Origin of the sequence: Saccharopolyspora sp. 6V (assembly GCF_020176785.1) — a bacterium.
In the GTDB taxonomy this organism is placed as follows: domain Bacteria; phylum Actinomycetota; class Actinomycetes; order Mycobacteriales; family Pseudonocardiaceae; genus Saccharopolyspora_C; species Saccharopolyspora_C gregorii.
This window is the reverse complement of the sequence record NZ_JAIUKB010000139.1, coordinates 14,218-37,257: the sequence shown is the minus strand read 5'-3', so window position 1 is coordinate 37,257 and position 23,040 is coordinate 14,218. Positions and strand designations below refer to the sequence as shown.

Here is a 23,040-nt window from a genome sequence, read left to right as displayed (position 1 = left end):
GGCCGGGCCGTCGCTGGTGCGGGCAGGGGCGTCGCTGGTGCGGGCAGGGGCGGTGCGGGCGTCCGGCTGGGGTGCCGGTTCGCCCTGCGTGCTCCGGTTTCCGGTGTTCGGCCTGCTCGATGTGGTGTCCGGACGCGCGGTGTTGTCGAGCCTGGCGGCGGTGTCGGGTCGGGCGTTCGGATCCGGACGGCCGTGGCGGCCGGGGGCGTCCGCGCGGGAGGCGGTGTCCGGCCTGGCGGTGCTGTCGGACCTGGTGGCGCTGTCGGGTCGGGTGGCGCTGTCGGGTCGGGTGGTGTCGGGGCGAGCGCCGGTGTCCGGGCGGGTCGCGTCCGGCTGGGCGGCCGGTGCGTCGGGCCTGGACGCCGCGGGCGCGGCCTGCCGTGCCGCCGGAGCTGCGGGATGGGCCACGAACGGGGAGGCCGGTGTGCTGTCGCCGTCGCGGGCCGGGCCGGAATCCGGGGCGGCGCGGTGCTCGGGCGCCTGGTTCTCGGGAGTGGCCGGGTTTTCCGGTGTGGCGCGGGTTTCCGGCGTGGCCTGGTTCTCCGGTGTGGTGCGGCTTTCCGGAGTCGCCTGGTCGTCCGGTGTGGCACGGGTTTCGGGAGTCGCGCGAGTTTCGGGGACGGCTCGGTCCTCGGGGGCCGCCCGGTTCTCCGGCGCGGCGCGGGTCTCGGACTCCGGACGGGACTGCGCTTCGGCATCGGGCCGGGAGGTCCCGCGCGATTCGAGCTCGGGGCGTGCCTGGTCCTCGGGACGGGACTGCGCCTCGGTGCGCGATTCGGGCTCGGGGCGTGCCTGCTCCTCGGGGCGCGCCGCGGATTCGGCGCGGGAATCGGACGGTCGCTGCAGGGCCGACTCCGCGCGGTTCGGCTCGGACCTGCCGTCCTGCTGCGGATCGGTGGTGCGGGATACCTGCTCGTCCGGGCGCGCCGGGAGAGCGTCCTGCGCGACGGCCTGCGCCTCCCGCGAGGTGGTGTCCGGCCGGGCCGCGGCCGGGTCGAGGTCCGCGCCGGTGCTGCGGCCGTCGTCCACGGTGTTCCGGGCGGGTTCCGCGGTCTGCGCGAAGCTCGGTGAGTTCTCGCCGCCGGAGTTCGCGGCTTGCTCGCCGCGGGCCGGGGCGTCGCCGAGCCCGGTGGATTCGGTGCGCGGCGTGCCGCCGGACGCCCGGGTGGTCGACTGCTGCGCGGTGGCGGTGGGTGCACCGTCCGCTGCGCCGCGCGCCCCGCTGGTGGCGGCACCGCCGCGGGCGGCGCCGTCGGAGCGCCCGGCCCCGGAGTCGGCGCCCGTCGAGTGGCTCCCGTTGGCGGCGGGCTGGACCTGCGTGGTGGTGCCGACCGCCGGACCGCTCGCCTCGGTGGAGCGCGCCGCCCCGCCCTGCTCGGTGCCGACCGGGGCCTCGCCGGAACGAGAGCCGCCGGTGGTCGCGTCGCCGCCGAGCCCCCGGGACTCGGTCCCGAAGTCGCCGGGCTGCGCGAAGAGCGCGCCGAGCTCCGTGCCGCCGGTGCTGACGGTGCGGGACGAGCCGTCCTGGACGATCGCCGAGCCGCCGCCGGTCTCCGCGCCCGCCGCGTCCTGGTGCAGGACCGTTTCGTAGGACGGCGGCTCCGCCAGGACCGTCGCGTAGGACGGCGGGGCGACGTCCGTCGTCGCGGAGCGTTCCGCGCCGCCGATGCCCGCCGCGCCGCCCTTGCGGTCGCCGGTGGACGTGCCCGCGTCGGAGCTCGCGTCCGAGCCGCGTCCGGAGGACCCGCCGGACACCGGGCCGTCGGACGTCGTCGTGCCGGAGTTCCCGCCGATGCCGGAGTTCCCACCGGCGCTGGAATTCGTGGTCGCACCGGAGTTCACCGCGGAGTTCGCCGCCGCGCCCGGGTTCGCACCGGCGTGCGCCGCCGCACCCGACTTCGCGCCGGAATCCGCGTCCGCACCGGTCTTCGCGCCCGTGTCGGAGCGCGCGTCCGCACCGGTCTTCGCATCCGCACCGGAGTACGGGTCCGCGCCCGTCTTGGCCCCCGCACCGGAGTCCGCGGTCGCGCCGGTCTTCTCGCCCGAGCCGGACTCGACGCCCGAGCCGGACTTCACGTCCGCACCCGACGACGGGCCGTTCGCGGCCGTCTCGACGCCGCCGGTCTTCCGGTCCCCGGTGCCCGTCCCGTCGTCGCCGGTCCGCTCCGCGCCGCCCTTGCCGTCCTGAGCGGACGGTCCGGTGTCCGCCGGACCGGGGATCTCCAGCGCCTCGGGACCGGGGATCTCCAGCGCCTCGGGACCGGGGATCTGCAGCGTGCCGGGCCCGTCGACGGTGCCTGGGGAGGTGGTGCCGCCGCCGGTGTTCTTGCCGCCGCCGAGGCCGCCGCGGGCGAACGCCCCGAACATGCCGTCGGAGGCGACACCGCCCTTGTCCCCGGTGGCCACGTAGACGAGCGGGTTGCTGCCCGCGACGGAGACGATCTGCGCCGCGCCGTCCGCGAAGCGCCCGAACGCCATCTGCCCGCGGGTGAGGGTCTTCTCGGGCAGCTGGTCGCTCGGGCCGCGGAGCTTGTTGGCCTGGGCGATGTTCTTGTTCATGCCCGCGATGACGTCGTCGACGCTCTTCGCGATGCCGCGCACCGCTCCGGCGGCGGCACCGGAGGCGGCGCCGCCGATCGCGCCGCCGATCATCATGCCCTTGATGGACTCGGTGTTGATGTTGTCGCGGTAACCGGCCGCCTTCTGGATGCCCTGGATGCTCGCGTCCAGACCGCCCATCACGCCGGCGCCGATCGCGGCACCCGCCGCGGGGTATTTGCCGAGCTGCCAGGCCTGGGAGCCCGCGGCCTTCGCCCCGGCCTGCCAGCCACCGGCCTTGATGGCCTGCGGGACGCGCGCGAGCTGCTTGACGATGTTCTGCGCGATCTGCTTGATGAGTTCGCGCAGCAGCGCGGTGATGCCCACCCGCGCGGCGGCGAGCACGGCGGGCACCATGAAGGCGCCGAACAGCGAGGCGATCAGGGAGATGACGGTGGCCAGCGTCATCGCGGTCATCGCCACGAAGAGGATCTTGTTCTTCTGGATGTCGGCGGCCGCGTCCTTGGCCTTGCTCGCCAGGTCGGAGGCGACGGCGACCTGCTGCTCCAGGTATTCGGGCAGCGTGTTCCCGAGGTAGTCGACGGTGGAATCGGCGGTCTCGCCGCCCAGTGCGGCCGAGACGTCGTTGCTGGCGGAGAGGAGCCGCTGCCGGCTCAGCTCGGCCCGTTCGGCGTACTTGCTCAGCGCGTCGTGCAGTTCCTGGAGCCCGCCTTCGTTGCCTTCCGGCCACTCCATTCCCAGGGTGATCTTGAAGAACTTCTGGAGCTGGTCCGGCAGTTCCGTGGTCTCGTAACGCCCGCTCAACGCTGTTGCACCAATCATGTGGATCGAGTGATGGCGCGCTCCACTTCCGAAAGGGCGAGACGAAAGGAATCGGGCACGACGAATGGAGCCGCGCAGATGGGTCGCGGCCTCGCCGGTCAATTCCCCGGACGCTGCGATTCGATGGAGGCGGCGGCAACGCTACCTAACCGGAGGCGCATCCGATCCGGTGGTCGACCAGCGCGGAGGGGTGCGGCGGAATTGTGGCTCCGGGGCGGGAATAGCCAGTTCAGGAGGATCCTGCGCGTGCTCTCCGGGACTTGCGGAACCCGGTAGTCTCATTGTAGGTGCACGAATCGAGGGCGTTCCGGGATCGTTGCCACGGCTCGCGCATTATTCCGTTCGTACGAACGCGGGTTCGTCCGTTCTGGCGGCCGAAACCATCTTCGGTGCACTGCGAACGGTCGAACCGGTTGCGCCGTCGAGGTCGCGCCCCGCGGGTGGTGCGCGGTGTCCTGCTGTCAATTGCCGGCACCGTTCACGTGCTGTTTCCGCGAATGCCGCCGCCCCGATCGGGGTGCTCGCGGCGGCGCATCGGCGCCCGGCGGTGTGCCACTGCGCCGGCCCCGTCGCCCGGTGGAGGTGTTCGGCTGATCGGACCAGCGCCGCGGCCGTGGGTGCGCGGTTCGCTGTGATCATGGGCACATGCGTCCGAATGGCGGTATGGGATCGACTTGAGAGCGGTGGTACCCGAATGGGCTAGCCGCAGGTACCGCCGAGTTCGGCGGCGCCTGCGGCTGGCTGGGCGGTGGTCGGGTTCGTGGTTCGTCCCGCGCGGGGAGCGTGCCGATCAGGATTCCGGCAGCTCGGTCTGCTTGCGGCGGGGCATGGCCAGGCGCCCCTTGGTGACGGCCAGCATGATCAGGCACAGCAGGGTCATCGAGATCAGCGCGTCGACCTCGCCCTCCGAACCGAAGGCGGCGACCTTGAGCCCGGAGGCGGTGTTGATGCCGGCGTGGGCGATCACCACCGCGAGCAGGCTGCCTCGCGAGAAGTTCCAGACGTTGCCCATGGCGACGCAGAGGGTGACCACGAGCATCACGTAGATCGGGATGGACATGCCGGCCTGCGAGGTGCCCTGGATCTCCCACAGCGGGGCGTGCCACACGGCCCAGATGATGCCGAGCATCACGTTGGAGGCGAACGGCGACACCACGGACTGGAGCCGGGGGAGGGCGTAGCCGCGCCAGCCGAGTTCTTCGTTGCCGCCGCCGACCAGCGCGATGAACAGGAACGTGGTGGGCGCGCTGAGCAGTGCGGCCTGCAGCGCGGCGTCGTCGATCTCCCCGCCGCTCAGCAGCAGGTGGAACATCCCCGACACCATGATGAACAGGCCGGGAACCAGCGCGAGCAGGTAGGGCAGGACGCCGCCGCGCCCCCGCGGGGAGTACCGCCGGAACATCGCGCCGACGCCCGCCTTGCCCTGCGTCGCCGCGGTGACGATCACGGAGGCGGTGGCCGGGCCGAAGCTGCCCACGATCACGAAGGGCATCGGGTTCATGCCGGGGAACAGCTTGCTCGCGTACCAGATGCCCCAGGAGATGCCGAATGCGAGGAGGAAGAAGGCGGCGAGGCCGCGGGCCGGGAGGGTCCTGGTGCGGGCCAGGTCGGCGGTGTCGTCGGTGAGCTGCTGCGTGGGCGCATCGGTGATCATGTGGAGAACCATACACTGTAGGAGTACTCTCATACAACGTATGTCTCAACTATGCTGGATCTATGTCCGACACACCCCCTGAACAGCACGTGGACAGCGTCTTCTACCGCCCGCCGCGCAAGCGCCGCACCGAATCACCGCTGAGCCGGGACCGCATCGTCATCGCGAGCGTCGCGCTGCTCGACCGGGACGGGGCGAGCGCGCTGACCATGCGCAAGGTCGCGGCGGAGCTGGACGTGCACGCGACGAGCCTCTACTGGTACGTGCAGCGCCGCGAAGACCTCATCGACCTGGCGCTGGACCACGTGCTGGCCGGGCCCGCGGGGGACCTCCCCGGCGACGACGTGCCCTGGGACGAGGTCGTGCTGCGCGTCGCGAAGCAGTACTACGACGCGTTCGCCGCGCACCCGTGGGCCGCCGGGTTCGCGGGGACGCGGCCGCTGATCGGGCCGAACGCGATGGCGCTGGCCGGGCGGATCATCGCCGCGCTCACCGAATCCGGTGGCGCGGAGAAGGACCGGATGATCGCCGCCACCGCCATCTCCCAGCAGGTCCTCGGCGCGGCCACGACCGCCGTCGTCGCGCGCGGCTTGTCGAACGCGCCCGCGGAGGACTACGCCGCGGCCGTGGGCACGCCGCAGACGCTCGACATCTGGCTCCCGTCCTTCGACGACGTGCTGACCCTGCTGGTAGAAGCCATCCGCACCCGCCTCAACCCCACCGGACCCACGACCTGAACAGGACCTGCTCCGACCACTCCGCACGTCGAGCGCGGGCTCGCCCCCGCACCCCGGCCCGCGTCGTCTTCCTGTCAGCGGCGAAGCCGCTGAGCCGCCGACCACCTGATCAACCGGACCACCCGCGGGTTCTCAGCGTCCTCCTCGCGAGGACAGCTTTTTCGCATGTGGCGGAGCCACCTGTGAAAAAGATCCCGCAGCGAGGAGGGCGCTGAGGTTCCGCCACCCCAGCCCTAAGCAGCAGGAGTGGACGGCCGCGAACGACGAATAGGTTGCAGGTTCCACCAGGTCAGGCAGCGCCACGCCCACTCCAACGGCCCGTAGCGGAAGTGCGCGAGCCACAGCCTGCTCCACACCGCCTGCACCGCGATGACCGCGACGGCGAACCCGAGCATCGTCCACCAGGAGCTGGAGTCCGCCAGCCCGATCAGCCGTCCGGCGCTCACCATCAGCAGCGTCGCGCTCACGTAGTTGGTCAGCGCCATCCGCCCCAGCGGTTCCAGCACCGCCGAGATCGGCCGCCCGGCCCGGGTCCGGAGCAGCAGGGCCAGCCCGCTGCTGTACGCGGTGGCCAGGCACAGCCCGGCGACCACGGTGGTCAGCGCGAACCCGAGGTCGCGCGGGCCGTAGAGCTGGGTGAGCAGTGCGGGCACCGACAGCCCGGCCGACACGGCGAACACCACCGCCAGCTGGTTCCGCCGCGCGTGCAGCGTCTGCGGGATCTCGTAGCGGGCGAGGGCGTAGCCGAGCACCAGCGCGCCGGGCACCGGGCTGATCGGGAGCACCAGCGCCACCAGCAGGGCTGCCCACCGCGGCGCGAAGCTCAGCGGCAGCAGCAGCGCGACCCCGAGCACGCCGTAGAACAGCAGGTACTCGCCGGGGTGCAGCAGCTGGTGCAGGCCGCCGAGCGGGAACAGCACGGCCAGCCGGCGCGCCAGCAGCAGCCGCGGCCGGGGGTGCTTGCGGGTGGCGCGCTGCAGGAAGATGCCGAAGCCGATCCCGAACAGCAGCGCGAAGATCACGTTGAACCGGTACTGCACGAACAGGTCCAGCGCGCGCCGCACCGGCGCTTCGGCGCCGCCGACCTCGCTCGGCATGCCCAGCACGTGCGGGATGTTCACCAGCAGGATGCCGAACAGCGCGAAGCCGCGGAGCGCGTCGAGCGTCGTCACCCGCTGCCCGGAGGAGCCGCCGGGCGCCCGCGCCGGGACCGCGGCGGGCACCCGGACGGCGATGGGCACCGTGTCCTGCGCGTCCGGTCGGGTGAGCCGCCGGGTGGCGGACCACGGGTCGGCGCCGGGGTGCGGGGCGCTGTCTCGCATCGGATCACTTCTTCGCGGCTCGGTTTCCAGGAACCGGGCGCGTCGTCCCGCCCGGCCCGAGCCAAGTTAGGGATCCGCGGCACCGCGGTGATCGCCTTTCGAGCCGACCCGCCTACGACTTTCGGGTATGGCCGGGGGAACGGCCCGTTCGCCCACTCCGGTCGGGCTGATGGGCCGTTCACCTCTGGTGGTGAGCGGGGGCGCACCGGGGTGGTGCGCCCCCGCTCCGCCTCCCTGGCGCGGGCCGGGTCGGGGTTTCCGGCGCCGCGACCGGCGGGAGGCCTGCCCGGGACGGGAACGGGACGGGGAGAGGGGTCCCGTCCGACCCGGGAGTCGTCAGCCGAACAGACCCGGCGCAGGCCTCGGGAGCTCGGCGCGCAGCAGCTCGTTGCAACCGGTGCAGGTCGGCGCCACCACCCAGTCCTGTTCGGACGGATCGGACGTCAGCTCCACCCCGGCACCGCACACCGACACCGCACTCGACTCACCGCACCACCGACGACCCCGGAACGCGTGCCGCACGGAATCCCCCCAGGACGCCAGAAATGCCGCTCACCCATCACCCACCGCCACGCACTCCCGGCAGGCGTCCCGATCGAACACGCCGTCCGGACACGCACCCCGCCGCAGGTGCACCGGCCCGTACACGAACACCCCGCACCACGCAGGCAACGCACCACCATCGGACCGCCGCACCCCGTGCCACCGCGAATCCACCGGCCCGCACGACGCGGCCCAGATCGGAACAGCCATCGGATCACCTCCGTTGCAGGAACCGAGCACGCTCGAAATTGATTCAGTAGCTGATACTGTCAGAACATATTCCTGACAGAATCACTGAGCAAGATCCCCATTCGAGTGATCCACCTGGTGTGCGCATGATCGTTAGGCTTGACCCATGTCGACAGCTCGCCGCAGGCAACTCGGTTCTTGGCTCGTCAAACTGCGGAAGCAGTCCGGCTGCGACGTCACGGACGCCAGCCGCGCGCTCGGCTGCTCCGAGTCGAAGATCCGGCACGTGGAAGCGGGTCGGTCCAAGGTCAAGAAAGCCGAGCTGGACCTGCTGGTGGAGCTGTACGGGGCATCCGCCGAGGTGCGCTCGCAGCTGGAGGAAACCCGGCTGCACACCGAGGAACGCGGTTGGTGGGAGTCCTACCGCGTGCCCGAGTGGTTCGCGCCGTTCGTCGACTTCGAGTCGTTCGCGACGGAGGCGGCCAATTTCGAGCTGGATCTGATCCCGGGGCTGTTGCAGACGGAGCGCTACGCGTACGAGATTCACCGCGCCGGTCGGTACACCACGAACCCGCAGGACATCGCCCGTCGGGTCAAGGCCCGCGTCGAACGGCAGAAGCGCCTCGTGGACGAAGCGCCGATCCAGCTCAGGGCCGTGATCGGCGAAGCCGCCCTGCACCGCGTGGTGGGCGGCCACGACGTGATGGCGGAGCAACTTCAGCAGGTCGCGGAGTTCGGTGAGTTGCCGAACGTCATCGTCCAGGTGCTCCCCTTCGAAGCAGGAGCGCACGCATCTCCGAGCGGGTCGTTCATCGTGCTGTCCTTCGAACATCCCGAGGACGAGGCGATCGGCTTCCTGGACACTCCGTTGGGCGGCCACATCATCGACCGGGCGGAGGATGTCAGCGCACTGCGATACGTGTTCGACGAACTGCGCTCCCATTCGTTGCCCGTCGCTGCGACACTGGATCGGGTGACCGCTGCGCGGGAAGCCCACCAGTGCCAGCAGCGAAAGGCGTGACAGTGGATCTTCATGACGTGAAGTGGCGCAAGTCGTCCCGGTCGAACTCGGGCGGCAACTGCGTCGAGGTGGCGATCACCCCGACCGTGATCGGCGTGCGGGACACCAAGGACCGCGCCGCCGGGCACTTCACCACCGGCCACGCCCGCTGGAACGACTTCCTCACCGCCATCAAGTCCGGCCGCTACTCACGCTGAACCGTCCGGCGGTGGGCGCGCTGACCGGAATCCGGGCTCAGCCCCGGTTGCCGGGCCGGGCGGCCGGGACGATCAGGCCCGACTCGTAGGCGACCACGACGGCCTGCGCCCGGCTGGTCAGGTCCAGCTGGCCATCATCCGCTTGACGTGCGTCTTCACCGTCGCCTCGCTGAGCACCAGGCGCTGCGCGATCTGCGCGTTGGTGAGGCCGTTGCCGACCAGCCGCAGCACCTCCGTCTCCCGCGCCGTCAACCGGTCCAGCCGGTCGTCCGCGAGCGCGTGCGTCCGGTGGTGCTGGGCGTAGGTCTCCACCAGCCGGTGCGTGATCTGCGGCGAGATGAGCAGATCGCCCGCGGCCACCGCCTGCACCGCGGCGACGATCCGGTCCGCCGGGGTGTCCTTGAGCAGGAAACCGGCGGCACCGTCGCCGAGCGCCGTGTACACGTACTCGGGCAGGTCGAACGTCGTCAGCACGATCACCCGGACCTCCGGGTCGGCCGCGAGGATGCGGCTGGTGGCGCTGATCCCGTCCAGGGACGGCATCTTGATGTCCATCAGCACCACGTCCGGCCGCAGCTCGGCGGCCAGCCGCACGGCGTCCGCGCCGTCCGCGGCCTCGCCCGCGACCTCCAGCCCCGGCGCGGCGGTCAGCAACCCGACGAGCCCGGCCCGGATCAGGGTCTGGTCGTCGACGACCAGCACTCGGACGGTCATGCCGCCTCGCCCGTCGGAAGCCGCAGCACCACGGCGAACCCGCCGCCGGCGCGCGGACCCGCGGTGAGGGCGCCGCCGTACAGCTCGGCGCGTTCCCGCATGCCGCGGATGCCGTGCGAGTGCGGCGAGAACTCCGGCGGCACCGGTGCGGTGCCGTCGTCGGTGATCTCCATGGTGAACGTCAGCTCCCCGTGGTCGAGGTGGATCGTGGCCTCGGCGGGCCCGGCGTGCTTGAGCACGTTCGTCAACGACTCCTGCGCGATGCGGTACGCGCACAGGTCCGGCCCGGCCGGGAGTTCGCGCGGTTCCCCGGTGACCACCAGGTCCACCGGCAGGCCCGCGGCCCGGGTGCGCTCCACCAGGCCGTCCAGCGCCGCCAGTCCCGGCTGCGGGCGGTACTCCGCCTCCGGGTCGGGCCCGGCGGGACCGTCGTCGACGCGCAGCACGTCCAGCAGCCTGCGGAGTTCGTGCAGCGCCTCCCGGCTGGTGTCGCCGACGGTGGCGAGCGCGCGCGCCGCGGTGGGCGGGTCCGACTCGATGACGTACTTCGCCAGCCCGGCCTGCAACGAGATCACCGACATGTGGTGGGCGACGACGTCGTGCAGCTCCCGCGCGATGCGCACCCGCTCGTTCGCCACCGCGTGCACCGCCTCCTCGGCCAGCCGCTCGGACCGCTGCGCCCAGCGCTTGGTGCCCTCGCCGACCATCCACACGATGAACATCGTCGGCGCGGCCTGCGCCAGCTCCGCCCAGGTCAGCTGCATCGGCGAGGCGAACCCGGTGAACATGACGGTGCCGGTGCCGACCAGCCACATCACCGCGGCGGCGGGCGTCGAGCGCAGCGTGGCGACGGTGAACATCGAGATCACCACGCCCACGCCGGCGTTGGTCAGGCTGCCGTTCCCCAGCGCGTGGTACCCGATGGTGGCGAGCACGATCGTCGCCGACGTCAGCACCGGGGCCAGCTGGCGCAGCGCGACCGGCGCCACGGTGAGCGGCAGCAGCACGGCGGCGATCCAGTTCACCCCTTGGTCGCCGACCTGCGCGATGACGGTCAACGCGGTCAGCGCGACCGCCAGCAGCACATCGGCCCAGATCGTTCGCAGTTTCCACGGCACAAGATCACCGTAGTGAGTGCGGCGGCCGGAATCGCCGCTCCGCAGGGGTATCCGGGAGTAACCCCCACGGGGGTAACCGAAGATGCCGTTCCAGGGCGACGACCGGGATCCGCGGCGAACCTAGTGTTCACCGCCATGAAGCGAACCCTCGCAACCCTGATGATCGTCACCGCCGTCCAGACGGCCGTGTTCGCCGGAACCGCCGGAGCCACCCCGGTGCGCGACACCATGCAGCACGACGCGGACGTGCTGCTGTCCCACGGCGCTCCCGGCGTGCTCGCCGAACTCCAGACCCCGGACGGGTCGACGAAGGTCCGCAGCGGCTTCGGCGACACCGAGGCGCGGACCCCCGTGCCGTGGGACGCGAACTTCCGGATCGGCAGCTTCACCAAGACCTACGTGTCCGCGACGCTGCTGCAGCTGGTCGGCGAAGGCCGGATCTCGCTGGAGGACCCGGTGGAGAAGTGGTTGCCCGGCGTCGTGTCCGGCAACGGCAACGACGGCAGCCGGATCACCGTCCGGCAGCTGCTGCAGCACACCAGCGGCCTGCCCGAGTTCGTGCTGCAACTGCCGTGGATGTTCGACGAGGAGGGCTTCCAGCAGCACCGCGACGACACCTTCGCCGCCGAGCACCTGGTCTCGCTGGCCATGCAGCAGCCGCCGAAGTTCGAGCCCGGCACGTCCTGGAGCTACTCGAACACCAACTTCGTCCTCGCCGGCATGATCATCCAGCGGGTCACCGGGAACGAGTGGCAGACCGAGGTCCAGGACCGGATCATCGAACCGCTCGGGCTGCACGACACGTACACGCCGCGCGCCTCGAAGCACATCCCCGGGCCGCACGCCACCGGCTACCAGCGGTTCCCGGACGACATGAACTCCCCGAACCCGACCTTCGGCGCACCGCTGGACGTCACCGAGATCAACCCCACCTGGGCCGGGGCCGCGGGCGACATCATCAGCAGCACCGCGGACGGCAACCGCTTCCTGCGCGCCCTGATCGACGGCGAAGTGCTGCGCCCCGCGGAACTCGCCGAGATGCAGCGGACGGTGCCCGCCACCGAGATGGAGGCGAACTGGCCGGGCATGCGCTACGGGCTGGGCCTGATGTGGGCGCCCAACGACTGCGGCGGCTACTGGTCGCACGGCGGGGACATCCCCGGCTACAAGACCCGCAATGGCGTCAGCCCGGACGGCGAGCGCAGCGTGGTCGTCAGCATCAACACCGACTCGCTGGTGCCGGAGCCGGGCGTGCCCGCGCCCACCACCGACCCGGTGTCGGAGATCGTCGAGAACGCCCTCTGCGGCGACGGCAGGTAAGGCCGGCCCGGCGCGCCGGACCCGAACGTCCACATCGGACTCGGGTCCGGCCCCGACGTCGTCCGGCGAGCCGGGTCCACGCCTCCGCGAGCTGGTTCCGCTCGAACTCCGGCCGCCGGCCCCGAGTTCGAGGAACCGCCGCATCCGCCGCTGCGCCCGTCGGCGCTGTCGAACGCGAACACGCCGAGGTCCGGGCGGGCCGCCAGCCGCGTTCCTCGACGACGCGCAGGGGTGCCGCCTTCCGCGCCGGTTCGCGGGGGCGGCCGGTCGGCCGACTCGCACCGGTCCCGCGAGCTCGACGCCCTCGCCCGGCTCCGCGCCGGGCCGGCGGTCGCGCCCGATCAGCCCCGCCCCGGACCGGCCGCCTCGGGGAGCCGGACGGTGACGGTGAGCCCGCCGCCCGGGTTCGGCGCGGCACCCGCCGTCCCGCCGTGGGAGCGCGCGATCGCGCGGACCGGGGTGAGGCCGAGCCCGCGGGTGCCGGTGCGGCCCCGGCGCCTGCGGAAGGCCTCGAACAGCTCGCCGGTGTGCGCGGCCGTGAGGTCATCGCCGGTGTTCGTGGCGGTGATCGTCATCGAGCCGTCGGCGACCTCGACGGACAGCCGGGCGCCGCCGCCCGCACCTGCTCCAGCGCGTCTCCGGCCACCGCGGCCAGGTCGACGGGCCGCGCCCGCGCGGCCGGGCCAGGACTGGGCGCCGCGCGTCCGGTGCAGGGCACCGACGCCGAGTGAGCCGACGCGGGCGGCCGGGCGAGCGGGTCCGGTGGAGCGCGGGTGGGGCCGCGGGCCTGCCTGCGCCCGCACCCGGCCGCCCGCGGAGCACGAGGGGCCCCGCGGGCGGTGATCGAGGCCCCCGGCGGCGGGCTCCGCGTCGAGGTGGCTCTTCCACCCCGCGCCCTCGGCTCGCCGCGCGATCGATCGTCGGCGGACGGGCGCCGCCCGGGGCGGTCGCCGGGCCGACCCGGAACCCGGTGGATTCGCGTCGTCCTCGCAGGTCAGAGGTTTGTGCTCATTGTCCTGGCACGGGTGGACAAAGCCGTGGCCGAAGCGGGACGGCTTTGGTCAAAGTTGGCTGGAAGCGGGTCGCGAGTGGTGCTTAGCGTGATCGGCGTACGGCGCTCCGGGGGTGGGCGCCGAGCAACGGGAACCGACGGCCGGGCCGCGCGGCCGGCCGCGCACTGGGAGGAACTCAGATGAACACGAAGGCTTTCCGCCGCATCGCCGGAGCGACCGCGGGCACCGCCGCCTGCCTGGCGCTGCTCGTCGCGCCCGCCTCCGCGGCACCCGACGCGACCGCCAAGGCCGACCACCACTACTCGGTGAGCTGCACGGGCGGCAAGGCGAACCTGTCCTGGTCGACCGGCAGCCTCAACACCCGCGTCTACTACAACAACCACTGCTCCACGACCGCCAAGGTCAGCGTGCAGCTGGCCGACGCGGAGAACACCTGGCTGGAGTGCCTGTCGATGCCGGCCGGGAAGAAGAGCAGCAAGGAGTTCAACCACGGGTTGTCCGGCTCCATCCAGAAGATGATCAAGGGCTGCTGATCCCGGCCCGTCCCGCCGAGCGGGGGGGGGGGGGGGGGGGCCCCCGGGGCGCCCCCCCCCCCCCCCCCCCCCCCCCCCCCCCCCCCCCCCCCCCCCCCCGCGCGCGGGGGCGGCCCCCCGCGGGGGCGGGGGCGGGGGGGGGGGGGGGGGGCCGCGGGGCGCGGCGGCCCGTGCGGCGGCGACCCCGAGATCCACTCGATATGCTCCGCGGCACCGGCCCGGGGCACCGGACGCGCCCGAGCACCGGCCCACCGCGGCGAGCGGTCCCGGGCGCGGCCGGTGGAGAGGGGCCGGTGGAGAGGGATGAGCGCGGTGGGCTGGAGCACCCGGGAGATCGCGGAGCTCGCGGGCACGACCCTGCGCGCGGTGCGGCACTACCACGACGTCGGCCTGCTCGACGAGCCCGAGCGGGGATCGAACGGCTACAAGAAGTACGGGGTGGCGCACCTGCTGCGGGTGCTGCGGATCAAGCGGCTCACCGAGCTCGGCTTCTCCCTCGCCCAGGTCGCCGAGATGGGCGCCGACGACGAGCACCCGGCGGAGGCGCTGCGCGCGCTGGACGCCGACCTCGCCGCCACCATCGAACGGTTGCAGCGCGCCCGCGTCGAACTCGGCGTCGTCCTCAACCGCGCGACCCCCGCCGAACTGCCGCCGGACCTGGCACCCGGCGTGCGGGACCTGTCCGATGCGGACCGGAACCTGGTCGTGGTGGTGACCCGCGTCCTCGGCCCCGAAGGCATGCGGACCTACGCGAAGATGCTGGAGAACCTGCCGCAGGACCCGGCGGCCGACGAGTTCGACGCGCTGCCCGCGGACGCCGACGAGGCGACCCGCGCCGATCTCGCCGAGCGCATGAGGCCCTACGTGCGGGCGCTGCGGGCGCTGAACCCGGACCTGACCGAGGCGCACGAGGACGCGCCCGGCGGCCCGGCGTTCGCCCGGCGGACCGTCGGCAAAGCCGTCGCGGAGCTCTACAACGCGGCCCAGCTAGACGTGCTGCGGCGGGTGGGCCCCGAGGTCGCCGAGCGGCCCCGGGACGACGGCGGATGACCGGAACGCCCGGTTCGCCGCGTCCGCCGCGAGGTGGCGCGGCACGGGTCGAGGAGCGCCCCACGAGCCGTGTTCCGAGCCAGAGCGGTCCGGTGACCGTGCGTGGATCACAGCGTGCACGCGGAGTACTACAGTGTGCGGACGACTTCTCGGCGGCGGCAGGAAGATCACACGTATGAGCGTCTCGGGCAAGGATCCGTACCCACCGCAAACCGCGGACTTGACCAAGCCCAGCGTGGCCCGGGTGTACGACTGGTACCTCGGCGGCGACGCGAACTGGGCGATCGACCGGGCCTTCGGCCGCAGCGTCATCGACAAGTACCCGTTGCTGCGCCCGATCGCCGTCAGCAACCGCCTGTTCCTGCACCGGGCCGTGCGGCGGCTGGTCGCGCACGGCGTGCACCAGTTCATCGACATCGGGTCCGGCGTGCCCACCATGGGGAACACGCACTCGGTCGCCGAGGAGATCGAACCGGACTCGCGCGTGGTCTACATCGACAACGAGCCGGTGGCGGTCGCGCACTCCAAGGTGCTGCTGGACAAGCACGGTGACCCGAAGCGGCACGCCGCCGTCAACGCGGACCTGCGCAACCCGGACAAGCTGTGGCAGCGCGCGCTGGAGACCGGGGTGCTGGACCTGGAGAAGCCGATCGCGGTGCTGCTCATCGCGGTCCTGCACGTCCAGCAGTTCGGCACCGACGGCACCGACATCTCCGAGCAGGTCGTCGCCCGCTACCGCGAACTCGTGCCGCCCGGCTCCTACCTCGCGATCTCGCACATCACCGACGACGGGGTGCTGCCGGAGATGGAGGACAAGCTCGCCGGTATCAAGGCCATGTACGACCGCTCCTCCAGCCCGGTGATCTGGCGGCCGCGCAAGGACATCGAAGGCCTGCTCGGCGACTTCGAGCTGATGGAACCGGGCATGGCCTGGACGTCCGAGTGGCACCCGGAGGACCGCAGCCCCAACCACACCAAGGACCTCGGGTTCGAGCACCCCGAGCAGTCCGGGATCTGGGCGGGCGTCGGCCGCAAACCGCTCCAGCCGCGCGGCTAGCACCCTTGCCGTCCCGCCGCTGATCGTTAGGCTCGGCGTCGCACACGTGGCGCCGAGCCGGGAGCGGACAGTGGACGACCAGGACTTCTGGCGGTGCGCCGCCGACCACCTCGTCAGGTACGGCGGGCCGTTCACGCCGCGGATCATCGAGCGGGCCGCCGGTTCGCACGTCCACGACTCGGACGGGAACGCCATCCTGGACTTCACGTCCGGGCAGATGAGCGCGCTGCTCGGGCACGCGCACCCGGACGTGGTGCGCGCGGCGGGGGAGGCGGTGGCGAACCTCGGCCACCTGTACTCGGGGATGCTGAGCCGGCCGGTGGTGGAGCTCGGCAGGCGGCTCGCCGCGACGCTGCCGGACCCGCTGAGCCGGATGCTGCTGCTGAGCACCGGCGCCGAATCCAACGAGGCCGCCATCAAGATGGCGAAGCTGCACACCGGCGGCTGGGAGGTCGTCGCCTTCGACCGCTCCTGGCACGGGATGACCTCCGGTGCCGCGGCCGCCACGTTCTCCGCGGGCCGCCGCGGGTACGGGCCGCCGGTGCCGGGGAACCTGACGCTGCCGACCCCGGACGCCTACCGCTCGCCGTTCCGGCACGCCGACGGCTCCTACGACTGGGAGTCCGAACTGGACTACGGCTTCCGGCTCGTCGACCAGCAGTCCACCGGGAACTTCGCCGCGTGCGTGGTGGAACCGATCCTGTCCTCCGGCGGCATCATCGAACTCCCCGCTGGCTACCTGGCGAAGCTGCGGGAGCACTGCGACCGCCGCGGCATGCTGCTGGTCCTCGACGAGGCGCAGACCGGGCTCGGCCGCACCGGCACCATGTACGCGTTCGAGCGCGACGGCGTGGTGCCGGACCTGCTGACCCTGTCGAAGACGCTCGGCGCGGGGATCCCGGTGGCGGCGGTGCTGACCTCCCCGGAGATCGAGCAGTCCTGCCACGAGCGCGGATTCCTGTTCTTCACCACGCACGTGTCCGATCCGCTGGCCGCGTCGGTGGCGCTGGCCGTGCTCGACGTGCTGGAGCGCGACGACCTGGTGCCGCGGGCCGCGCGGCTCGGCAAGGAGCTGCGGTCCCGGCTGCTGGACCTGCACGACCGGTACGAGGTGGTCGGGGACGTGCGCGGCCGCGGCCTGCTGCAGGGCATCGAGCTGGTGACCGACAAGGCGAGCAAGACCCCGGCCGACGACCTGGGCCGCGCCGTCACCGCCGCCTGCCTGGAGCGCGGGCTGCACGTGAACATCGTGCAGCTGCCCGGCATGGGCGGGATCTTCCGCATCGCGCCCCCGCTGACCATCGAGGAGGCCGACCTGCACGAAGGCGTGGACCGCCTGGAGTCGGCGCTGCGCGCGGTGGTGGGTGGCCCGCCGTCCACCGCGCGCTGATCGGAGGCCGCCCCGGCGTCGTGCACCGGCCCGCTCGTGCTTCCCGGGCCCGGCGCCGGATCGCCCGGCCGGCCGGGCCGGCCCCGACCGGGTCAGGCGCTCCGCTCGCCGAGCAGCGCCACCAGGTCGTCGGCCGCCGCGGCCGAGGAGGCCGGGTTCTGGCCGGTGATGAGCAGGCCGTCCCGCAGCACGTAGGACGACCAGTCCGGGCCCTGCGAGTAGTCGCTGCCGAGGGACTTCAGCTCGTCCTCCACCAGGAACGGCACGACCTCGGTCAGCTGCACCGCGGCCTCCTCGGAGTTCGTGAACCCGGTGACGCGCTTGCCGCGGACCAGCGGGGAACCGGCGGGATCCGCGACGTGCCGCAGCACCCCGGGGGCGTGGCAGACGAGCGCGACCGGCTTCCCGGCGCGCAGCACGTCCTGGATCAGCCGGATCGAGTCCTGGTCTTCGGCGAGGTCCCAGAGCGGTCCGTGCCCGCCGGGGTAGAAGACGGCGTCGAAGTCGTCGGCCGACACCGAGTCCAGCCGCACCGTGGAGCGGAGCGCGGCGGTCGCCTCGGGGTCGGCTTCGAAGCGGCGGGTGGCGTCGGTCTGCGCGTCGGGCGCGCCGCTGTTCGGGTCGAGCGGCGGCTCGCCGCCCTGCGGGGAGGCGAGCACGAGCTCGGCACCGGCCTCCTTCAGGCGGTAGTAGGGCGCGGCGAGCTCCTCCAGCCAGAAACCGGTCTTGTTCCCGGTGTCGCCGAGGCGGTCGTGCGAGGTGAGGACGATCAGGACCTTCATGAGCTGCTTTCCACTTCGGCTGCAGGACGTTCGGTCGGGCGGTGCCCACGTCCGGGGTCCCCGGCCGGGCCGATCTTCACACCAGGGGACCGGTCCGAGCGTGGTGATCCCGCCGACCGGGTACTCCCGGTGGGGAGGCCCCGCCGCGGGGCCCGCACCGGACCAGGAGGCGCACATGGCGAACAACGCGCACTTCATCACCGCGAACTCCGGCGGGCCGCCCGTGGTCGTCGTCCGCGACGACCGCGGCTCGCCGGTCACCGAGCTGGAACTGCCCGCGGGCGATGCGCGGATCGAACGGGCCGACGCCGAGCTCGGCGCCGCGGGCTGGACCCGCGAGGTCGAGTGGACCGCCGCGGACGACGGCTGGGTCGTCCCCGTCGTCCCGGCCTAGGCGCCCGGCCTGACCTCCCGGTCCGGCTCCTCGGCTCGGCCGCCCGGCCTGGCCCCCGGTTCGGCTCCCTGCTCGGGCTGCGGGGGCAGCGCCCCGGCGCCTCCGCGCCCCACCTCGAACAGGCGCCAGACGTCGTCGGTGGCGGCCGTCCCGTCCAGCGGGAGGCCGTCCGCGTCGACCAGCGGCCGCGACCGGTTCTGCTCGTCGGTGGCGCTGAGCACCACCGACGTCGCCAGCCGCGGGGTGAACCCGCTCGTCCACGCCGTCATCGAGTGGTACCGGCCGCGCTCGACCACCAGCGGCTCCGTCCCGTAGGACCGCGCCAGCTCCGGCCACCGGGAACCGGCGACCTTGCGCGCCAGCAACGCCGAGGCTTCGGCGTCCTCGGCGAACGCCGGGTGCGGGGCGGACTCGGCGGCCAGCACCTCGCGGCCGTCCTGGTCCAGGATCCGGCTCAGCATCCGCGGCTTCCGCTCCTGCCCGTCCGCGGCGATCGTCGCGTAGGCGTGCGCGACGTCGGTGGCGCTGACCGGCTGCTCGCCCGCCGTCAACGCGTCGAACGCGGACCGGCCGGACGGCTCCCACGAACCGGTGTCGAAGCCGAGCCGCGCCGCGCTCCGCCGGACGGTCTCCGCCTCCAGTGCTGCCTGCGGGCGCGGGGACGAGCACTCCGGGCCCTCGCAGCCGGCCTCCTGCGACGCCTGCGAGCCCGCGAGCTGCAGGAACTGCGCGAACGGTTCGAACGCCGTGCCGGGGTGCTGCGGCGCCGCCGCCCAGTCGTAGCCGCCCGCCGTCGTGGCACCGCTGTGGTACGCGCGCACCGCGCCGGTGCCGGGTTCGATCGCGACCAGCGCCGCGTGCGAGCCCGGTGCGCGGGCGGTCACCTCGGCGACGGCCTGCTCCGCCGCGCGCTGCGCCGCGGCGTCGATGGTGGTGATGATCGAATAGCCGCCGCGCTGCAAGGTGCCCTCGGTGAAACCGGCCCGCTCGGCCTCCTCCAGCACCTGCTGGCGGATCTCGTAGGTGGTGCCGGACAGCGCCTCGCCGCGCCAGGCGAAGCGCTCCCGGGTTCCGGGCATCCGCATCTTCGCCGCCTGCGCGTCGTCGACCATGCCGTGCCGCCGCAGCTGCCCGGCGACGTACTCCCAGCGGGCCCGGCCCTGCTCGGCGTTGTACGCCGGGTCGTTCTCCGTCGGGCGCTGGACCATCCCGGCCAGCAGCGCGGCTTCGCTCGGGTCGAGGTCGGCGGGCGGCTTCCCGAAGTAGGCCTCGGCGGCCGCGTGCACCCCGTACGCGCCGCGCCCGTAGTACGCGGTGTTCAGGTAGGCCTGCAGGATCTCGTCCTTCGGCAGCTCGTTGGTCACCTTGAACGCGAGCACGACCTCCTTGAACTTGCGGGTGTAGGTGTGCTCGTCGGCGCCGGTGGCGAGCTTGACGTACTGCTGGGTGAGCGTGGAACCACCACCCACGCCGCCGGTCACCTGCGACCACGTGGCCCGCACGATGCCGAGCGGGTCGAACCCGCTGTTGCGGTAGAAGGACGCGTCCTCGGCGGCGAGCGTCGCGTCCCGCATCGGCTTCGACACGTCCGCGCGCAGGTCGTCGACCATGGTCCGGTTCCCGGACGACGGCACGATCCGGGTCATCTCGCTGCCGTCGGAGTGCGCGATCAGCACCGACTGGTCGGTGCGCGCCGCGATCTCGACCGGGTCCGGGATGGGCCACACCAGGTAGCCGATGCCGAACGCGATCCCCACGGCCGCCACCAGCGCGCCGCACGCGATCAGCACGCCCCGGAGGGCGCGGCGCCACCGCTTCCGCGGGCGCCGCGCCGCGGTCGTGTCCTCGTCCATCCCGCTGATCTTGCCGGGCGGCCGGCGGATGTTCCACCGCTTCCGGCGAGGGATCTCCCCGCGAGCTGCGGCCGCGGCCCCGGAACCGCACGACCCGGAGTACCGCGCGCCCGCTCGTTCACGCCCGCGGCAGCGCCCCGCGGATCACGTAGGGGAGGGTGCCGCCGTGCCGGAGGTAGGCGATCTCGCTGTCCGAATCGACCCGCAGCAGCACGGTGAGCGAGCGCTCGCCCCCGTCCCGGTGGATCGTCAGCACGAGCCGGTTCAGCCCGGGCACCAGCGCCTCCGGCGCGGTCAGGGCGAGCTCGTCGGTGGCGCGGAACCCGTGGTCGGCGGCGGACTCCCCGGGCTCGAACAGCAGCGGCAGCACGCCCATGCCGATCAGGTTGCTGCGGTGGATGCGCTCGAAGGTCTCGGCGAGCACCGCGCGCACGCCCAGCAGCGCCTGCGCCTTCGCCGCCCAGTCCCGGCTCGACCCGGCGCCGTAGTTCTTGCCCGCGACGACGATCAGCGGGATCCCGGCCTCGCGGCAGGACATCGCGGCCTCGTAAGCGGAAGCCGGTCGCCCGGCCGCGTCGCGCGCGCGCCCGCCCCCCCCCGCCCCCCGGGCCGGGGGGGGCCGGTTGACCACGGCCCGGTTGGTGAAGGCGCCGCGCAGCATCACCTCGTGGTTGCTGCGCCGGGTGGAGTACTGGTTCAGGTCGCGCGGCGGCGTGCCGCGCTCCCGCAGGTACCGCCCGGCCGCGCTGTCGGCGGGGATGGCCCCGGCGGGGGAGATGTGGTCGGTGGTGACGTCGTCGCCGAGCAGCAGCAGCACGCGGCCGCCGTCGAACCCGAGCTCGCCCCGCGGGTCCCGGGACAGGTCCGCCACGTACGGCGGTCGCCGGATGTAGGTAGAGGCGGGGTCCCACGGGAACCGGGTGCCCGCGGGGGCGCTCAGCTCGTGCCAGTGCGCGGTGCCGTCCCGCAGCCGGCCCGTGTTGGCGCGGAACATCTCCGGGCGCACCGACTCCGCGACGACCCGGCGGACCTCCTCGTCCGACGGCCACAGGTCGGCGAGGTGAACCGGCGTCCCGTCCCGGTCTCGCCCGATCGGTTCGGCCTCGAAGTCGTGCAGCACCGAACCGGCCAGCGCGTAGGCGACGACCAGCGGCGGGGACGCCAGGAACGAGTGGTCGACCTTCGGGTTGACCCGCCCGGCGAAGTTGCGGTTCCCGGACAGCACCGCGGTCGCGGCGAACCCCTCGTCGACCAGCTCGTCCACCGCCGGGTGCAGCGGCCCCGAATTCCCGATGCAGGTCATGCAGCCGAACCCGGCGACGTGGAACCCGGTGTCGCCGAGCGCGGCGAGCAGCCCGGCCGCGTCGAGGTAGTCGCTGACCACCCGGGAACCCGGTGACAGCGAGGTCTTCACCCACGGCTTGGCGCGCAGCCCGCGTTCCGCCGCCCGCCGCGCCAGCAGCCCGGCCTGCACCATCAGCGCCGGGTTCGCGGTGTTGGTGCAGCTGGTGATGGACGCGATGGCGACACCGCCCGCGGGAACGGGCTCGTCGAACGCGCCCGCGGCGGGTTCCTGCTCCCCGGCGGCGGCGCGGAAGGCCGCGGGCACCCGGGACAGCGGGATCCGCGCGTGCGGCAGCCGGGGCCCGGCGACGCTGGGTTCCACCGCGTCCAGGTCGAGCGTGAGCAGTTCGTCGTAGACCGGGTCGGGTTCCCCGCCGGTGCGGAACAGTCCCTGCGCCCGCAGGTACGCCTCCACCACGGCCCGGTGGTCGGCGTCGCGGCCGGTGAGTTCGAGGTAGTCCAGCGCCTGCTGGTCGAACGGGAAGTACGCGCAGGTCGCGCCGTACTCGGGTGCCATGTTCGCCACCGCGGCGCGGTCCGCCCAGCCGAGGTCGGCGGCGCCGGGGCCGAAGAACTCGACGAACTTGTCGATGACGCCGTGCGCGCGCAGCACCTCGGTCGCGGTCAGCGCCAGGTCGGTGGCGGTGACCCCGCTGCGGAGCCTGCCCAGCAGCCGCACGCCGACGACCGAGGGGAACGGGAGGACGACGGGCTCGCCGAGCATCGCGGCCTGCGCCTGCAGCCCGCCGACGCCCCAGCCGACCACCCCGATCGAGTTGATCATCGGGGTGTGGCTGTCGGTCGCCACCAGCAGGTCGGGGTGCAGGAGCGGCACCTCGCCGGAGTCGTCCGCCCACACCACGCGCGCGAGGGATTCCATGTTGACCTGGTGGATGATGCCGGTTCCCGGTGGCACGACGCGGAAGTTCCGCACGCTGCGCTCGGCCCACCTGATGAACTCGTAGCGCTCCCGGTTGCGCCGGAAGTCGATGAGCAGGTTGCGCTCCACCGCGTCGGCGGTGCCGTAGACCTCGGTGATGACCGAGTGGTCGACGGTGAGGTCCACCGGGATGGCGGGCTGCAGCAGCTCCGGATCGCCGCCGAGCTCGGCGAGGCCGTCGCGCATCCCCGCGAAGTCGGCGAGGGCGGGCAGGCAGGTGGTGTCGTGCAGCATGATCCGGTTCGGGTGCACCGGCACCGCGCAATCGCCGGTGCGGTCGCGCGCGCGGCGCAGCACGGCGGGCAGCGCGGCCGGTGCGCGGCGGGCCACGTTCTCCAGCAGCACGCGGATCGCGTGCGGCATCGCGGCCAGCTCCGCCTCGGATGCGATCTCCCGCAGCGGGACGTACCGGTGCGCGCGCTCCCCGACGGTGAGTTCAGCGGTTCCGACCATGACAATGATTGTACGAAGTCGCGCGTAAAAACAAA

The 23,040-nt window shown here is 73.0% G+C and carries 19 protein-coding genes; 9 read left to right on the top strand and 10 right to left on the bottom strand.

The window, feature by feature from the left end; all coding sequences use genetic code 11:
- The coding region (locus LCD35_RS24210) for a hypothetical protein (protein ID WP_225044955.1) at positions 1-3,381 on the bottom strand (3,381 nt) is incomplete at its 3' end.
- Between the two features lie 790 nt (positions 3,382-4,171).
- The gene (locus LCD35_RS24205) at positions 4,172-5,035 is read right to left on the bottom strand and encodes a CPBP family intramembrane glutamic endopeptidase (protein WP_224957908.1); all 864 of its coding nucleotides are present in this window, start codon (positions 5,033-5,035) and stop codon (positions 4,172-4,174) included.
- 62 nt (positions 5,036-5,097) lie between these two features.
- Between LCD35_RS24205 and LCD35_RS24200 the strand changes: the two genes are divergently transcribed.
- Positions 5,098-5,772 (top strand): TetR/AcrR family transcriptional regulator, encoded by a 675-nt coding sequence (locus tag LCD35_RS24200; RefSeq protein ID WP_225044954.1) that lies wholly within the window; start codon positions 5,098-5,100, stop codon positions 5,770-5,772.
- Between the two features lie 233 nt (positions 5,773-6,005).
- On the opposite strand, the gene LCD35_RS24195 is transcribed toward LCD35_RS24200, so the two are convergent.
- Entirely contained in the window at positions 6,006-7,094 is a 1,089-nt protein-coding gene (locus LCD35_RS24195) for a DUF418 domain-containing protein (protein ID WP_225044952.1), read from the bottom strand.
- Between the two features lie 552 nt (positions 7,095-7,646).
- On the bottom strand, positions 7,647-7,847 hold the full coding sequence (locus tag LCD35_RS24190; protein WP_224958030.1) for a hypothetical protein: 201 nt from the start codon (positions 7,845-7,847) through the stop codon (positions 7,647-7,649).
- 145 nt (positions 7,848-7,992) lie between these two features.
- Between LCD35_RS24190 and LCD35_RS24185 the strand changes: the two genes are divergently transcribed.
- A complete protein-coding gene (locus LCD35_RS24185; RefSeq protein WP_224958487.1) occupies positions 7,993-8,847 on the top strand; it encodes a helix-turn-helix transcriptional regulator in 855 nt (284 codons plus the stop codon).
- 17 nt (positions 8,848-8,864) lie between these two features.
- On the top strand, positions 8,865-9,044 hold the full coding sequence (locus tag LCD35_RS24180) for a DUF397 domain-containing protein (RefSeq protein WP_224958486.1): 180 nt from the start codon (positions 8,865-8,867) through the stop codon (positions 9,042-9,044).
- 117 nt (positions 9,045-9,161) lie between these two features.
- On the opposite strand, the gene LCD35_RS24175 is transcribed toward LCD35_RS24180, so the two are convergent.
- Positions 9,162-9,758 carry a response regulator transcription factor gene (locus LCD35_RS24175; protein WP_308015846.1) on the bottom strand — a complete coding sequence of 199 codons (597 nt, stop codon included), beginning with the start codon at positions 9,756-9,758 and terminating at the stop codon, positions 9,162-9,164.
- Entirely contained in the window at positions 9,755-10,876 is a 1,122-nt protein-coding gene (locus LCD35_RS30575; RefSeq protein ID WP_224958485.1) for a sensor histidine kinase, read from the bottom strand. Before LCD35_RS30575 ends, LCD35_RS24175 begins: the two co-directional genes overlap by 4 nt.
- 135 nt (positions 10,877-11,011) lie before the next feature.
- Here LCD35_RS30575 and LCD35_RS24165 point away from each other — a divergent pair, with 135 nt between their 5' ends.
- On the top strand, positions 11,012-12,196 hold the full coding sequence (locus LCD35_RS24165) for a serine hydrolase (protein ID WP_224958484.1): 1,185 nt from the start codon (positions 11,012-11,014) through the stop codon (positions 12,194-12,196).
- Between the two features lie 341 nt (positions 12,197-12,537).
- Here the strand turns inward: LCD35_RS24165 and LCD35_RS30570 are convergent, their stop codons facing one another.
- On the bottom strand, positions 12,538-12,999 hold the full coding sequence (locus LCD35_RS30570; RefSeq protein WP_224958483.1) for an ATP-binding protein: 462 nt from the start codon (positions 12,997-12,999) through the stop codon (positions 12,538-12,540).
- Between the two features lie 389 nt (positions 13,000-13,388).
- Here LCD35_RS30570 and LCD35_RS24155 point away from each other — a divergent pair, with 389 nt between their 5' ends.
- The 4 genes from LCD35_RS24155 to LCD35_RS24140 all read left to right on the top strand — a co-directional run bounded on the left by LCD35_RS24155 (position 13,389) and on the right by LCD35_RS24140 (position 17,239).
- Positions 13,389-13,742 carry a hypothetical protein gene (locus tag LCD35_RS24155; protein ID WP_224958482.1) on the top strand — a complete coding sequence of 118 codons (354 nt, stop codon included), beginning with the start codon at positions 13,389-13,391 and terminating at the stop codon, positions 13,740-13,742.
- Between the two features lie 312 nt (positions 13,743-14,054).
- Positions 14,055-14,792: a MerR family transcriptional regulator gene (locus LCD35_RS24150; protein ID WP_224958491.1), complete on the top strand. Its 738-nt coding sequence runs from the start codon at positions 14,055-14,057 to the stop codon at positions 14,790-14,792.
- A 175-nt stretch (positions 14,793-14,967) separates the two neighbouring features.
- The gene (locus tag LCD35_RS24145; RefSeq protein WP_224958481.1) at positions 14,968-15,849 is read left to right on the top strand and encodes an SAM-dependent methyltransferase; all 882 of its coding nucleotides are present in this window, start codon (positions 14,968-14,970) and stop codon (positions 15,847-15,849) included.
- A gap of 70 nt (positions 15,850-15,919) precedes the next feature.
- Positions 15,920-17,239 (top strand): aspartate aminotransferase family protein, encoded by a 1,320-nt coding sequence (locus LCD35_RS24140; protein WP_224958480.1) that lies wholly within the window; start codon positions 15,920-15,922, stop codon positions 17,237-17,239.
- A 92-nt stretch (positions 17,240-17,331) separates the two neighbouring features.
- Here the strand turns inward: LCD35_RS24140 and LCD35_RS24135 are convergent, their stop codons facing one another.
- A complete protein-coding gene (locus tag LCD35_RS24135) occupies positions 17,332-18,021 on the bottom strand; it encodes a type 1 glutamine amidotransferase domain-containing protein (protein ID WP_224958479.1) in 690 nt (229 codons plus the stop codon).
- Between the two features lie 175 nt (positions 18,022-18,196).
- Here LCD35_RS24135 and LCD35_RS24130 point away from each other — a divergent pair, with 175 nt between their 5' ends.
- The gene (locus tag LCD35_RS24130; protein WP_224958477.1) at positions 18,197-18,415 is read left to right on the top strand and encodes a hypothetical protein; all 219 of its coding nucleotides are present in this window, start codon (positions 18,197-18,199) and stop codon (positions 18,413-18,415) included.
- Here LCD35_RS24130 and LCD35_RS24125 read toward each other — a convergent pair.
- Both LCD35_RS24125 and acnA read right to left on the bottom strand, forming a co-directional pair.
- Entirely contained in the window at positions 18,412-20,268 is a 1,857-nt protein-coding gene (locus LCD35_RS24125; protein ID WP_225044951.1) for a transglycosylase domain-containing protein, read from the bottom strand. The two genes, LCD35_RS24130 and LCD35_RS24125, sit on opposite strands and share 4 nt — an antisense overlap.
- A gap of 118 nt (positions 20,269-20,386) precedes the next feature.
- On the bottom strand, positions 20,387-23,005 hold the full coding sequence (gene acnA / locus LCD35_RS24120; protein WP_225044950.1) for an aconitate hydratase AcnA: 2,619 nt from the start codon (positions 23,003-23,005) through the stop codon (positions 20,387-20,389).
- Positions 23,006-23,040 lie beyond the last annotated feature (35 nt).